Origin of the sequence: Pseudaminobacter soli (ex Li et al. 2025) (assembly GCF_003012705.1) — a bacterium.
Taxonomy (GTDB): Bacteria; Pseudomonadota; Alphaproteobacteria; order Rhizobiales; family Rhizobiaceae; genus Pseudaminobacter; species Pseudaminobacter soli.
In genome coordinates this window covers 710469-724153 of sequence record NZ_PXYL01000001.1, presented here as the reverse complement: position 1 = coordinate 724153, position 13685 = coordinate 710469, and the positions used below count along the sequence as shown (strand labels likewise).

At 61.5% G+C, this 13685-nt stretch carries 12 protein-coding genes; 6 read left to right on the top strand and 6 right to left on the bottom strand.

What is annotated here, in order from left to right:
* From C7I85_RS03465 to C7I85_RS03455, 3 genes are read left to right on the top strand one after another with little or no spacing between them, the layout of a single operon-like run.
* Nucleotides 1-876, top strand: a complete 876-nt coding sequence (locus tag C7I85_RS03465; RefSeq protein ID WP_106722525.1) for an AAA family ATPase — start codon at nucleotides 1-3, stop codon at nucleotides 874-876.
* Nucleotides 873-2075 carry a vWA domain-containing protein gene (locus C7I85_RS03460; RefSeq protein ID WP_106722524.1) on the top strand — a complete coding sequence of 401 codons (1203 nt, stop codon included), beginning with the start codon at nucleotides 873-875 and terminating at the stop codon, nucleotides 2073-2075. The genes C7I85_RS03465 and C7I85_RS03460 overlap by 4 nt, the downstream gene beginning before the upstream one ends.
* An 11-nt stretch (nucleotides 2076-2086) precedes the next feature.
* A complete protein-coding gene (locus C7I85_RS03455) occupies nucleotides 2087-2944 on the top strand; it encodes an XdhC family protein (RefSeq protein WP_106722607.1) in 858 nt (285 codons plus the stop codon).
* On the opposite strand, the gene tsaA is transcribed toward C7I85_RS03455, so the two are convergent.
* On the bottom strand, nucleotides 2935-3456 hold the full coding sequence (gene tsaA, locus C7I85_RS03450; RefSeq protein WP_106722523.1) for a tRNA (N6-threonylcarbamoyladenosine(37)-N6)-methyltransferase TrmO: 522 nt from the start codon (nucleotides 3454-3456) through the stop codon (nucleotides 2935-2937). The two genes, C7I85_RS03455 and tsaA, sit on opposite strands and share 10 nt — an antisense overlap.
* A 286-nt stretch (nucleotides 3457-3742) precedes the next feature.
* Between tsaA and C7I85_RS03445 the strand changes: the two genes are divergently transcribed.
* Entirely contained in the window at nucleotides 3743-5896 is a 2154-nt protein-coding gene (locus C7I85_RS03445) for a TonB-dependent receptor plug domain-containing protein (protein ID WP_245444770.1), read from the top strand.
* Between the two features lie 78 nt (nucleotides 5897-5974).
* Here C7I85_RS03445 and C7I85_RS03440 read toward each other — a convergent pair whose 3' ends face one another.
* Nucleotides 5975-6427: a hypothetical protein gene (locus C7I85_RS03440; protein WP_106722521.1), complete on the bottom strand. Its 453-nt coding sequence runs from the start codon at nucleotides 6425-6427 to the stop codon at nucleotides 5975-5977.
* A gap of 291 nt (nucleotides 6428-6718) precedes the next feature.
* Here C7I85_RS03440 and C7I85_RS03435 point away from each other — a divergent pair, with 291 nt between their 5' ends.
* Complete coding sequence (locus C7I85_RS03435) at nucleotides 6719-7366, top strand: TerC family protein (RefSeq protein ID WP_106722520.1); 648 nt, start codon at nucleotides 6719-6721, stop codon at nucleotides 7364-7366.
* A 186-nt stretch (nucleotides 7367-7552) separates the two neighbouring features.
* Nucleotides 7553-8866 carry a 30S ribosomal protein S12 methylthiotransferase RimO gene (rimO, locus tag C7I85_RS03430; RefSeq protein WP_106722519.1) on the top strand — a complete coding sequence of 438 codons (1314 nt, stop codon included), beginning with the start codon at nucleotides 7553-7555 and terminating at the stop codon, nucleotides 8864-8866.
* Nucleotides 8867-8972: 106 nt separating this feature from the next.
* Here the strand turns inward: rimO and C7I85_RS03425 are convergent, their stop codons facing one another.
* From C7I85_RS03425 to C7I85_RS03410, 4 genes are read right to left on the bottom strand one after another with little or no spacing between them, the layout of a single operon-like run.
* Complete coding sequence (locus C7I85_RS03425; RefSeq protein ID WP_106722518.1) at nucleotides 8973-10043, bottom strand: BMP family ABC transporter substrate-binding protein; 1071 nt, start codon at nucleotides 10041-10043, stop codon at nucleotides 8973-8975.
* A 49-nt stretch (nucleotides 10044-10092) separates the two neighbouring features.
* A complete protein-coding gene (locus tag C7I85_RS03420) occupies nucleotides 10093-11013 on the bottom strand; it encodes an ABC transporter permease (protein ID WP_181257061.1) in 921 nt (306 codons plus the stop codon).
* Entirely contained in the window at nucleotides 11000-12100 is a 1101-nt protein-coding gene (locus C7I85_RS03415) for an ABC transporter permease (RefSeq protein ID WP_106722516.1), read from the bottom strand. Before C7I85_RS03415 ends, C7I85_RS03420 begins: the two co-directional genes overlap by 14 nt.
* Complete coding sequence (locus C7I85_RS03410; protein WP_181257060.1) at nucleotides 12100-13671, bottom strand: ABC transporter ATP-binding protein; 1572 nt, start codon at nucleotides 13669-13671, stop codon at nucleotides 12100-12102. Before C7I85_RS03410 ends, C7I85_RS03415 begins: the two co-directional genes overlap by 1 nt.
* Nucleotides 13672-13685: the final 14 nt, after the last annotated feature.

Here is a 13685-nt window from a genome sequence, read left to right as displayed (position 1 = left end):
ATGCCCCTTTCCCGCGAAGAAATTGCCGAGCGCCTTGCGGAGGCGGGCTACATTGCCGACGACGAGCTCGCCACCGCCATCGCCATCATGCAACTGCTGAAACGCCCGCTGCTGCTTGAGGGCGAAGCGGGCGTGGGCAAGACCGAGGTGGCCAAGGCGCTTGCCTCGGCCTGCGCCACCTCGCTCATCCGCCTGCAGTGCTACGAGGGGTTAGATCAATCCGCCGCCCTTTATGAATGGAACTACCAGCGGCAACTGCTGGCGATCCAGGCGCACCAGGGCAAGGATGCATCCCAGATCGAAGACTACATCTTTTCCGAGAAATATCTGCTGGAGCGACCGCTGCTGGCGGCAATCCGGCAGGACAATCCGCCCGTCCTGCTGATCGATGAAGTCGACCGCGCGGACGAGGAGTTCGAGGCTTTCCTGCTCGAAATACTGTCGGACTTTCAGGTCTCGATCCCTGAACTGGGAACTGTGCGTGCAGTCTCGATCCCGCATGTCGTGCTGACGTCGAACGGCACGCGCGAACTGTCCGATGCGCTACGCCGGCGTTGCCTTTACCACTATGTCGATTATCCCGATATCGAACGCGAGACGCGCATCATCATGGCGCGTATTTCCGGCGCCAGCGCGACGCTCTCTCTGCAGATTGCGCGAATGGTCGAAAAAGTCCGCAAGGAAGACCTGCGCAAGGTGCCTGGCGTGGCCGAGACGCTCGACTGGGCCGCGGCCCTGGTCGGGCTCGACGTCTCCGACCTGCACGACCGGCCGGAGCTGGTACACGAGACCTTGATGTGCCTCCTGAAAACTCATGAGGACAAGACCCGCATGACCCGCGAGGTGACGGAGCGCCTGCTGGGGAGGGTTGCATGACCGACAGTGCCTCCTCTGCTGTCGTCGGACCGAATGATGTCCCGCGGCTCGTTTCGGCCCGGATCGCCACCTTCCTGAAGGTCTTGCGCGACAACGCCTTTGCGGTAGGTCCCAGCGAAGGACAGGATGCACTCACCCTTGTCACATCCGGCTATGCTGCAAGACCCAGCCTGCTGCGGTCGGCCTTTAAGCACTTGTTCTCCGCCAACAAGGCGGATTGGGAAAAATTCGACCGGCTTTTCGATGCTTTCTGGCTGCGCAAGCATGTCCGATCCCGCTCGGTGGCAACGGGCAGCGTTGCCAACTCGCCTTCGGTTCAAGGGCTGTTGAGCGGCAGCGGCAAGGAGCAGACAAGCGGATCCGCCCTGATGGACGAAATTTTGACGGAAAGCGGCACCGATCATGAAGGCGCCGGCGAAGGCCGCATGGAAGGTGCGTCTGCTGCGGAAAACCTTGTCGAGACCGATTTTCGCAAGATCGCCGATCCCGCCCAGATGGAGGAAGCCCATGCAGTGGCGGCACAGCTTGCGCGCGCCATGCTCATCAGGCTCACGCGTCGCGATCTGGCGCGACGGCACGGCTACACGCTCCACCTGCGCCGCACCATCCACCGCAACATCAGCCACGGCGGCGTGCCGATCAGCCTGGTAAAACGCCAGCGCAAGGAAAAGCCGCTGCGGCTCGTCGTGCTGCTCGACGCGTCGGGCTCCATGAGCATGTATACGGGAGTTTTCCTGCGCTTCATTCACGGAGTGCTGGATACGTTCCGCGGGGCGGAAGCGTTCTTGTTCCACACTCGCCTCGCCCATATCTCTGATGCGATGCGTGACAAAAATCCCGCCCGCGCGCTCGACCGGCTGTCAATCATGGCGCAGGGCGCCGGCGGCGGGACCAAGATCGGCGAAAGCCTCGAAACCTTCAATCGCTGGCACGTCCAGCGGGTCCTGCATTCGCGCAGTTGCGTGATGATCGTCTCGGACGGCTACGAGACCGGCGACGCGGCGCTTCTCGGCCGCGAGATGGCCCGGCTGGCGAAACGCTGCCGGCGCATCGTCTGGCTGAACCCGATGATGGGCTGGCAGGGCTATATGCCCGAGGCAAGCGGCATCAAGGCGGCGCTGCCCCATATCGACCTCCTGGCGCCGGCTAATACGCTGCGCAGCCTGGCCGATCTCGAACCCTATCTGGCGAAGCTATGAGGGAGGCGCCGGTGACCGTTCATCCTGATGTGCTGGAGTTGATCTCGCGCCTCAAGGCAGCCGATGAAGCCTTCGTGCTGGCAACGGTCGTGCGTACCGTTTCTGTCACGGCCGCCAAGGCAGGCGCCAAGGCCGTGATCCGTCCCGACGGCACCATCGTGGCCGGCTGGATAGGCGGCGGCTGCGCCCGTGGCGCGACGCTGAGAGCAGCCCACGAAGCCCTGGCCGACGGTAAGTCGCGGCTCGTATCCATCCAGCCGGAAGACTTGCTCGCCGAGCTTGGCGTGAAGCCCGACGAGGACCGAGAGGGGATAAAATTCGCGAAGAACATGTGCCCTAGCCAAGGCACGATGGACATCTTCATCGAGCCCATATTACCTCGGCCGGCGCTGCTGATATTGGGCTCCAGCCCTGTGGCCGAGGCGCTCGTCGAAGAGGCGCGGCCGCTTGGTTACCACGTCACCCTCGCCGCCCCCCTGGCCGAATTTCCCACCACTCCCGAAGCCGATGTGCTGATCGACGGCTTCGAGATCGGCCCGCTCACCGCTACGCGCCGCTTCCTCGTTGTCTCAACGCAAGGAAAGGGTGACGAGGCCGCGCTGAGAGCGGCCCTTTCCATCGACGCCGAATATCACGGCTTCGTCGGCAGCCGTCGCAAGATGGCGGCGCTCAGACAAAAACTTGCTGCCGAAGGCTTTGATGCCGCCATGCTCGACCGCGTCAAGGCACCAGCGGGCCTCGACATAGGTGCGATCACTCCTGAAGAGATTGCGATGTCGATCCTGGCGGAGATCACCGCACGGCGCCGTCTTGGCCAACGGGGCGAAAGCAGCCTCAAAAACGTAGCCGCTGCCTCATCTCACGCCTGATCGGTCGGTTGGCCGCTGCCCATTTCAGTTTCGAAGTCACCCGGCTGCGGTGGCGCTATCGGCTTGAAGAGCGTCCGATCCGGCTTGAGGTCGATCAGTGGGGTGCCATCGAGGCAGTCCAAGCCTCGAACAAGAATTGTCGTGCCTTCCACACCGACCAGCGTCGCGATCGAGGTGCCGATGGGATTTGGCCGAACGGGAGAACGCAGGGCAAAAGTTCCGTAAGTGGTGCCGTCCTTTGCGGGGCTTTGCTTGACGAGGTCGCGGCGCGACAGGTGCAGCCAGTAAAGCACTTCCAGCCGCTCATATTTTTCGATGCCGTCCATTGCCTGTCGCCAGGGTTCGAAGATCTCGATCCGACATATCGGCCCGTCTGCCCTGCCCTGGCGCGGGGCGACCAGCCGCGATGTCCACGGGGTCGCTATGCGCCCGATGTAAACGAGCCCAGCGTCGGTAGCAGGAGGCGGATCGATAGCGACCTCGCCCTGCCGGATTTCATTTTCACGTACCATTTCTTGCCCGCCTGATCAGCACATCTCGCTCCTGATATATCCAATCAAACATAACGATCAAACATCACTCGCGAATCCAGAGCGCTCTTTGGTTGTTGGTCCAGCTGTGAAATTTGCGCAATAGCGCTTGCAAACCACTCACTCTGTTATATTCACGTAAACATATCGTGAAGAACCAAGCCATGGAATCGCGATCTCGTCCCCCTGTCTACCCCTGAGGTGGCAGGCAACGGGGGCACTTGAAATTTGGAAGCAAGGGGGGCATTTCGCAGTGCGTTATATTTTATTGAACATATCGATTGCATTGCTCGGCAGCACATTTCTGGTGCAGCAGGCAAGTGCGCAGGCAGCTCAAGCCGCGCCGCAATCGCAAACGGATAACGAAAACAAGGCCGAGAATGAAAAGAAGCCGCGCCTCAAGCCTGCCAACAGCGACGTGTTCGAGCTTGGTCGAATCGTCGTGCATGGCGGAGACGGCGCCGAAGGCGGCATCAGCGGCCAGGCCATTTCTCAGAGCATCGTTACAGCCGATGACGTACGCAAGACGAACCGTGACACGCTCGACGACGCTCTCAGCATCGTTCCCGGCGTCAGCACGGCCAACGCCGGCGGAAGCCGCAACGAGCGCTTGATCTACGTCCGAGGCTACGACCGTTTTCAGGTACCGCTCTACATAGACGGCATTCGCGTCTATCTGCCGGCCGATAACCGTCTGGACTATGGGCGCTTTCTCACGCCCGACCTGTCCGAAATCCAGGTGCAGAAAGGATATGCCTCGGTTCTCAACGGACCTGGCGGTATGGGCGGCGCGATCAATCTGGTGACCCGGAAGCCTACCAAGGAGTTCGAAGGCGAAATCCAGAATGGGATCGACATTGGCAACACCGGCGGTCTTGCCGCCTATACGGGCGTCGGCTCCGTGGGTACCCGCCAGGAGAATTTTTATCTTCAGGCCGCTGGTGCCTATCGCAAAAGCGACGGCTGGTTCCTTTCGCGCAATTTCGAACCGACCGCGGTTGAAGATGGCGGTCGGCGCGACTTCAGCGACTTCCAGGACTGGCGTATCAACCTCAAGGCCGGCTACACGCCGAACGCCACCGACGAATACGTCATCAGCTACACGCGGCAGGCCGGCGAAAAGAATGCGCCCTATAGCGTGAATGAGCCGATACGAATTTCGCCTACCCCGCCCAAGCTTCCGAACGGCTTGGCGTACCAGCGCGACTGGCGTTGGCCGGCATGGAACCTCAGCAGTCTCGCCTTCTACTCCCACACGCAGATCGGCGACGACTCCTACGTAAAAACAAAGGCCTATTACAATACATTCTACAATCTTCTCTCCGCCTATGACGATTCGCATTTCAACAGTCAGACGCAGAGCCGCGCCTTCAACAGTTACTATGACGACAACGCCTACGGCTTCAGCGTCGAAGGCGGCACTGACCTCATTCCGATGAACAGCCTGAAGACTGCGGTCCACTATCGGCGCGACAATCACACCAACTGGGACCACAACCAGCCAGACGTTTCGAGCTTCGTCGACCCCAAGCAGACCAAGCTGGAGGACACCTGGTCGCTGGCGCTGGAAGACACGTTCCACGCAACCGACACGATCGATTTCGTCGGCGGCGTCAGCTACGACAAGAACAAGCTGTTGCGCGCCGAGAAATATGACAGCGGCACGAAGAAAATCTTCGAACATCCGCTTGGTGGCAGCGATGCTGTGAACTGGCAGGCGGCGGCCATCTATCGCCCCACCGACACGGCCGAATTCCACGCCAGTGTCTCGTCTCGCACCCGCTTTCCCACGCTCTTCGAGCGCTACAGCACGCGTTTTGGCGACGCGCTGCCGAACCCTGATCTCAAGCCGGAACGCGCTACCAATTTCGAGCTGGGCTGGTCGGACACCGTCTTCGACAACGCCCACCTCGGCGCCGCCGTGTTCTACAGCAACGTTCAGAACGTTATTCAGTCGATCGGCGTCGGCAACAACAAGGTCCAGAACCAGAATGTCGGCGACGGTCGCTACTATGGCTTCGAGATCGTGGGCGAGTGGGATGTGCTGCCCGAACTGACGCTCGGCGCCAACTACACCTACCTGAAGCGGCAACTGGTCGACCCGGTCCGCGACAATCTCGAGCCCGTCGGCACGCCGCTGCACAACGCCTATATCTACGCCAATTGGCAGCCCTACGAGAACTTCACCGTGTCGCCGGGCCTGCAGCTGTCGAGTTCGCGCTGGTCGACCGACCGGCTGGAGAACAACTTCTTCGAAACCAGTGGCTTCGCACTGGCGAACCTCGATTTCCAGTATGATTTCAGCGACCAGGTTTCGGCAAACTTCGGGGTTCGCAATCTCTTCGACGCGAATTACGAACTGGCGGACGGCTTCCCCGAGCCCGGCAGGACATTCTTCCTGACCACGCGCGTGGTTTTCTAAAGAAGTGCGCCACATGACAAAAGCCCGCTGCTCTTCATGAGTGGCGGGCTTTGTAGTCAACTATTCCCATCCTGCCCGTCAGGCGTAGTTTTCGCAGTTGACGGGTGTCGAGTTTCCCTGGATCAGCAACGGAGTGACGCGCGCTTGCAACGGCTTGCGTCCCGGCTGCTCGAGGGCTGCGACTATCGCGCTCAAGATAGCCAAGGGAAGGATCGCGTGGCGCCCGTCCACGCTATCGGCCATCCAGCGAGGTAGCTGCCATCCGGTTACGAGCGTGCAGCACCACTCGCCATCTTCATTATCGAGGCGCGACAGCGTCCAATCGGGCAGTTCTATCACCAACGCGAGGGCGACCTCGGTCCACGCGCCTGCGCCGACAAGCCGTTCAATGGGCGTATTCGATGCGTCGAACCACGGGCCGCGGAAACCGATCCGCGCCATCACGTGACGAATGAGCTCGGGCGTGACGCGATCTGAATGCGCGATCCTTGCCGACAGCCGGGCAAGGTCTGCTCGATCCATATCCAACATGACGTGACCTCGCCAGAATACCTAGTGGGACCAACCCACATCGGAAAAAGTGAGGGCTTTTTCATAGGAAAACGAGAGAAGCCGCCATCGTTCGTCATATGGAAACCCATAGGAAGATCCCGCGCCACAGGGGCAAATCTTCCGCCTCGGAACCGGCCGCTCCGCTGTTTCGGGCTACATTCGCCAACTTCCGACCTCCCCTGCCTCGACGTCTTAACCTGCTTGCTTGACGCGGAGCGACTTGGCGCGCTACGGGCATGCTCTGCGGGGGAGCTGAAAGGCTAAGGGCGAATGGAACTTTTCACGGCCGCGGGGTTCACGGCGTTATTGCAAGTCGTTGCCATCGATCTGGTTCTGGCCGGAGATAACGCCATCGTCATCGGCCTGGCCGCAGCCGGCCTCCCTGCCGATCAGCGCAAGAAAGCCATTCTGATCGGCGTTGCCGCCGCCACCGTGCTGCGCATCATCTTCGCGGCCCTCACCATACAGTTGCTGCAAATTCTGGGCCTACTCCTGATGGGCGGCATCCTGCTTTTGTGGGTCTGCTGGAAGATGTGGCGCGAATTGCGCATCTCCCGGGCAGAGCAAAGCGCCGCTGTTGAAGAAGCCGAGAACGATGCCGCCACGGCCGCCGCAACCGGAAAGCCGCGCAAGACGCTCGCCCAGGCTGCCGTGCAGATCGTGATTGCCGACGTGTCGATGTCGCTCGACAACGTCCTCGCGGTTGCCGGCGCGGCGCGCGACCATTTCACGGTCCTGGTCTTCGGCCTGATCCTTTCTGTCGCGCTGATGGGGCTTGCGGCGAACTTCATTGCCAAGCTGCTCAACCGTTACCCCTGGATCGCCTATGTCGGCCTCCTGATCATCCTCTACGTCGCATTGGACATGATCTATCGGGGCTATATGGACGTCTCGCCCTTGCTGCCGGATCCGCTGTAAGCCGGCCAGTTGATCGCAAAGCTCAGTGACGATTTCATTGCGGAGAAATCTGTGATAATGCCGCCGCAGCTTGCGGGTCCGCTGCGTTGCCGGTGCTGATCGGTCCGCGTTCCCGTCATCTTTGCAAGATGCTCAACGAAGACCTCGATAAACGGGGTCCAGCCCAAGAATCCCGGATTTTGTCTTATGTCAGCGCCTCGCGTCAGTTTCGTCAGCCTTGGATGTCCGAAAGCACTCGTCGATTCCGAGCGCATCATCACGCGGCTTCGTGCCGAAGGCTATGAGATCGCCCGCAAGCATGACGGTGCCGATCTCGTCGTCGTCAACACCTGCGGCTTCCTCGATTCCGCCCGCGACGAGTCGCTGAATGCGATCGGCACCGCGCTCAAGGAAAACGGCAAGGTCATCGTCACCGGCTGCATGGGCGCGACGCCCGAGCTAATTCGCGAAAAGCATCCCAACGTGCTCGCCATCACTGGCCCGCAGGCCTATGAAAGCGTCATGAGCGCCGTTCACGAGGCCGCTCCCCCAGTGCACGATCCATTCGTGGACCTGCTGCCGCCGCAGGGCGTCAAACTCACGCCGCGCCACTACGCCTACCTCAAGATTTCCGAAGGCTGCAACAACCGCTGCACCTTCTGCATCATCCCTGACCTGCGCGGCGACCTCGTCTCGCGCCCGGCGGCGGACGTGCTGCGCGAAGCCGAGAAGCTGGCAGCTGCGGGCGTCAAGGAAATCCTGGTCATCTCGCAGGACACCAGCGCCTACGGCATCGATCTCAAATATGCTCCCAGCACCTGGAAGGACCGCGAAGTGCGGGCAAAGTTCCTCGACCTTTCGCAGGAACTCGGCGAGTTGGGCGTCTGGGTGCGCATGCACTATGTCTACCCCTACCCGCATGTCGCCGACGTGATCCCGCTGATGGCCGAGGGCAAGATCCTTCCCTATCTCGACATCCCTTTCCAGCATGCCTCGCCGCAGGTTTTGAAGAACATGCGCCGTCCGGCACATGGCGAAAAGACGCTCGACCGCATTCGCGGCTGGCGCGAAATGTGCCCCGATCTCGCCATTCGCTCCACCTTCATCGTCGGCTTCCCTGGAGAGACCGACGAGGATTTCGAGATGCTGCTCGACTGGCTGGATGAAGCCAAGATCGACCGCGCCGGCTGCTTCAAATACGAACCCGTCGCGGGCGCCAAGTCGAACGACCTCGGCCTCGAACAGGTGCCCGAAGAGGTCAAGGAAGCCCGCTGGCACCGCTTCATGCAACGCCAGCAGAAGATCGCGGCCGTGCAGCAGCAGAAGAAGGTCGGCAAGCGCCTGCCCGTCATCATCGACGAGGCAAACGGCCTATCGGCCAAGGGACGCACAAAATACGACGCGCCGGAGATCGACGGCTCGGTCCATATCCAGTCGCGCCGTCCGCTCAGGACCGGCGACATCGTGACCGTCAAGATCGACCGGGCCGACGCCTACGATCTCTACGGCACAGCTGTCTGACGCACCCAAGCGAGCGGTTCGCGGCGCTCGCTCGGAAACGTACAAGACCTGAAAACAAAAAGGGCGCGGTGTGGCGCCCTCTCTTTTTTGCGACCGTGCGGTCCGATTACTGCGGCAGCTTGTCGTCCACGCCCTTGACGTAGAAGTTCAGGCCCAGCAGCGTGCCGTTGTCAGCCACTTCGCCAGCCTTCAGCCACTCGGAGCCGTCCTGCTTGGTGATCGGGCCGGTGTAGGGATTGAAATCGCCCGACTTGATCTTGGCTTCGGCTTCTTCAGCCAGCTTCTTCACGTCGTCAGGCATGTTGGTGTAGGGGGCCATCACAACGTTGCCCTCCTTCATGCCGTGCCAGACGTCCTGCTGCTCCCAGGTGCCGTCGATAACAGCCTTGACACGGCTGATGTAGTACGGACCCCAATCGTCGACGATTGCCGTTAGCTGGGTATCAGGGCCAAACTTGATCATGTCGGTGGCCTGGCCGAAGGCCTTCACGCCGCGCTCGGTGGCAACCTGCATCGGCGCGGTGGAGTCGGTGTGCTGGGTGATGACATCGACGCCCTGGTCGATCAGCGCCTTGGCAGCGTCGGCTTCCTTGCCGGCGTCGTACCAAGTGTTCGCCCACACGACCTTGACCTTGAAGTCGGGGTTGACCGACTGCGCGCCGAGCATGAAGGCGTTGATGCCGAGCACCACTTCCGGGATCGGGAACGAGGCGATGTAGCCCGCAACGCCGGTCTTCGACATCTTGGCGGCGATCACGCCCTGCACATAGCGGCCTTCATGGAACTTGGAATTGTAGGTCGAGACGTTCGGATGCTCACGCTTGTAGCCGGTCGCATGTTCGAACTTCACATCGGGGAAGCGTCCGGCAACCTTGTTGGTGGCGTCCATGAAGCCGAACGAGGTCGCGAAAATGATGTTGCAGCCGGAGCGTGCGAAGCGCTCGAGCGCGCGCTCGGCGTCAGCGCCTTCCGGAACGCTTTCAAGATAGGCCGTCTCGACCTGATCGCCGAACTCCTTCTGGACCGCCAACAGCCCCTGATGGTGCTGGTAGGAATAACCGAAATCGCCGATCGGGCCGACATACATCCAGCAGGCCTTCACCTTGGCCTCAGCGGCCATCGTGCCGAACGAAAGCACGGCGGCTGCCGCGGCAATCGACAGAATGGTTTTCTTCATGAAGTTGATCCTCTCAGTGGTTGCCCAGGGGCACTTTATCCCGTCTTTTTTAGCGATCTGGCACAAACGGCCGCCCCAACGAAGCCGGTGTGTTTATCATGGTCAGTCGCCTGTTGCCCGAGATTAGAACAAGTACGATGACGGTTGCCAGATAGGGAAGCGAAGAAAGTAGCTGCGACGGCACGCCGATGCCCAACGCCTGGGCGTGGAGCTGACCGATGGTGACCGCGCCGAAAAGATAGGCGCCGGCGAGGACGCGCCACGGACGCCACGAAGCGAACACCACCAGCGCAAGCGCGATCCAGCCGCGCCCGGCCGTCATGTTCTCCACCCATTGCGGCGTATAGACGATCGACAGATAGCCGCCGGCAAGCCCAGCGCAGGCGCCGCCGAACATCACCGCCAGATAGCGGATGAGAATGACGTTGATGCCGAGCGCATGCGCCGAGGCATGGTTATCGCCCACCGACCGGAGCGTCAGCCCTGCCCGCGTGCGGAAGAGGAAATAGGCCACGCCGCCGGTAAGCAGCAGCGAGAGGTAGAAGATCGGGTCCTGGCCGAACAGCAATTTTCCGACCAGCGGCAGATCGGTCAGGAACGGAATGTAGATGCTGCCGAGCTTCACGCCGGGAAGCCCGACGAAGCTTTCGCCGATCATGCCGGAAAGGCCGAGCCCCAGCAGCGTCAGTGCAAGGCCGGTCGCCACCTGGTTGGTCACCAGCGTGAGCGTCAGGAACGCAAACAGCAGCGAGAACAATGCGCCGACAGCGGTCGCTGCAAGGAAGCCCAGCCAGGGCGAGCCAGTCGTCAGCGCCACGCCGAAGCCGGTGACGGCGCCCATCACCATCATGCCTTCGACGCCGAGGTTGAGAACGCCGGAACGCTCGACAACGAGTTCGCCGACCGCCGCGATCAACAGCGGCGTAGCCGCCGTGGCGATCGTTATCAGGATCGCTTCAAGCATTCCCATGGGAAACCTCCGCGTTGCGGGGCGCAGAACCTACGAAACGGATGCGATAATGGATCAGCGTGTCGGCACCCAGAACGAAGAACAGCAGCAATCCCTGGAAAGCGCGCACGACCTTGTCGGACACGCCGATGGAAATCTGGGCTGCTTCGCCGCCGAGATAGGACAGGGCAAGGATAAGCCCCGCCGCGATGATCCCGAGCGGATTGAGCCTGCCGAGGAAGGCCACGATGATTGCCGTAAAGCCGTAGCCGGGCGAGATCGTCGGCCTCAGTTGCCCGATCGCGCCGGACACTTCGGATATGCCGGCAAGGCCCGCCAGCGCGCCCGAAACGATGAAGGCGAAGAACACCATCTGCGACGAGGAGAAGCCGGCGAAACGCCCTGCCCTCGGGCTCTGGCCCAGAACCTTCACCTCGAAGCCGCGCAGGGTCCGCGACAGCATGAACCACACGACCACGGCCGCAACCAGCGCAAAGACAAAACCCCAATGCGCCCTGCCCGACGACGACCAGATTTCCGGCAGAATGGCGTATTGGTGGAAATCGCGGGTTTCGGGGAAGTTCATGCCCGCCGGGTTGCGCCACGGGCCGCGCACCATCCAGTCGAGGAACAGCTGCGCGACATAGACCAGCATGAGGCTGGTCAGGATTTCGTTGGTATTGAAGCGCGTCTTGAGAAAAGCCGGAACAGACGCATATGCCGCGCCGCCGATCATGCCCATGATCAGCATCAGCGGCAAAACGATCCAGCTCTGGAAATCAGGAAACATCACCGGCAGGATCGAGCCTGCAATCGCGCCGGCAATGAATTGCCCCTCGGCGCCGATGTTCCAGTTGTTCGATAGGAAGCAGACCGACAACCCGACCGCGATGAGGATCAGGGGCGCGGCCTTGATTGCCAGCTCGTGCAGCGACCAGATCTCGCGCAGCGGATCGACAAAGTAGTAGTAGAGCGCGTCAAGCGGGCTCTTGCCGAGCAGCGAGAACATGATCGCGCCGGCCACCAGGGTAAGCACCAGTGCGATAAAGGGCGACAGCGCGCTGAAAAGCGCGGATTGTTGCGGACGTTTGACGAGTTCGATGCGCATCAGGCTGGCTCCGCCACATGTTCGACGTGACCGGGTTCGGCGCCGCCCATCAGCAGGCCGATCTTTTCCAGCGTCGCCTCGGCTATCGGAATTGGCTTTGACATTTCGCCGTTATGCATGACGGCGATCGCGTCCGAGATCTCGAACAGCTCATCGAGATCCTGGCTGATGACCAGCACCGCCGAGCCACTGCGAGCAAGCTCGATCAGCGATTGCCTGATGCGCGCGGCAGCACCCGCGTCGACGCCCCATGTCGGCTGGTTGACGACCATCACCGCCGGCTGGCGGTCGAGTTCACGTCCGATGATGAATTTCTGCAGATTGCCACCGGAGAGCGAGGCAGCCTCCGGGTCGGTTCCGCTCTTGCGCACATCCATTGCTTGAACGATGCGCTGAGACGCAGAGGCCACGGCGCCGTCATGGATCACGCCAGCCGCTCCCAAAAAAGCCTTCCTGTCGGTAGCATAGCGCGAAAGCAGCAGATTTTCGGAGAGTTTCATGCGCGGCGCGGCGCCATGTCCAAGCCGCTCCTCCGGCACGAAAGCCGCGCCCAGCAGGCGGCGCCCGGTAATCGAGAGATTGCCGGCGTCCTTGCCACGAATGCGAACGGTGCCTGCCGCGGCCTGCCGCACTTCGCCCGAAACCGCCTCGAAGAACTCGCCCTGCCCGTTACCGGCAACACCCGCCACGCCGATGACCTCGCCGGCCTTCACCTCGAGATTGACGTTCCGAAGCGGGATCGAAAACGGCGTTGCAGGCGTACGCGACAGGTTTTTCACCTGAAGCAGTACCGCCGCCCTATCCGAGCCCTCGGCGGGCGAGCGAACGACGGCCTGCACCTCGCTCCCGACCATCATCCGCGCCAGCGAGGCCGCGGTTTCCTTGCGCGGGTCGCAATGGCCGACGACCTTGCCATGGCGCAGCACGGTGGCGCGGTCGCACATGCGTTTGACCTCTTCCAGCCGGTGCGAAATGTAGAGGATAGATTTGCCCTCGGAGCGCAGCCGTTCGAGCGTTTCGAACAGCTTGTCGGCTTCCTGCGGCGTGAGGACTGCAGTCGGCTCATCGAGAATGATCAGCTCCGGCGCCTGCAAGAGGCAACGAATGATCTCGATGCGCTGACGCTCGCCGACCGAAAGGTCGCCGACCAGAGAATAGGGGTCGAGCGGCAGGCCGTAGCTGTAGGACAGGGCCTTGGCCTTGGCGGCGATCGTCGAAATCGGCGTCTTGTCGTCGAGCGACAGGGCGATGTTCTCGGCCGCGCTCAGCGCGTCGAACAGCGAGAAATGCTGGAACACCATGCCGATGCCGAGCTTTCTCGCGGCATGCGGATTGGCGATGCGGACCGGCTGGCCATCCCAGCGAATTTCGCCGGCATTCGGCTCGAGCGTGCCGAACAGCATTTTGACGAGTGTGGACTTGCCAGCGCCGTTCTCGCCCAGCAACGCATGGATTTCACCCTTGGCGATGGTGAGATCGATGTTGTCGCAGGCCTTCAGCGTGCCAAAAGTTTTCGTTAGCCCGCGAACCTCGAGAAGGTTGGCGTTTGACGTCTCCAGGGTCGTCTTCACGAGGCCCCCATTGA

What these genes read in the sequence shown, in the direction of transcription:
- C7I85_RS03465 (WP_106722525.1), top strand. Translation starts at nt 1, where the DNA reads ATGCCCCTTTCCCGCGAAGAAATTGCCGAGCGCCTTGCGGAGGCGGGC.
- C7I85_RS03460 (WP_106722524.1), top strand. Translation starts at nt 873, where the DNA reads ATGACCGACAGTGCCTCCTCTGCTGTCGTCGGACCGAATGATGTCCCG.
- tsaA (WP_106722523.1), bottom strand. Translation starts at nt 3,456, where the DNA reads ATGGTACGTGAAAATGAAATCCGGCAGGGCGAGGTCGCTATCGATCCG.
- C7I85_RS03440 (WP_106722521.1), bottom strand. Translation starts at nt 6,427, where the DNA reads ATGTTGGATATGGATCGAGCAGACCTTGCCCGGCTGTCGGCAAGGATC.
- C7I85_RS03435 (WP_106722520.1), top strand. Translation starts at nt 6,719, where the DNA reads ATGGAACTTTTCACGGCCGCGGGGTTCACGGCGTTATTGCAAGTCGTT.
- rimO (WP_106722519.1), top strand. Translation starts at nt 7,553, where the DNA reads ATGTCAGCGCCTCGCGTCAGTTTCGTCAGCCTTGGATGTCCGAAAGCA.
- C7I85_RS03425 (WP_106722518.1), bottom strand. Translation starts at nt 10,043, where the DNA reads ATGAAGAAAACCATTCTGTCGATTGCCGCGGCAGCCGCCGTGCTTTCG.
- C7I85_RS03420 (WP_181257061.1), bottom strand. Translation starts at nt 11,013, where the DNA reads ATGGGAATGCTTGAAGCGATCCTGATAACGATCGCCACGGCGGCTACG.
- C7I85_RS03415 (WP_106722516.1), bottom strand. Translation starts at nt 12,100, where the DNA reads ATGCGCATCGAACTCGTCAAACGTCCGCAACAATCCGCGCTTTTCAGC.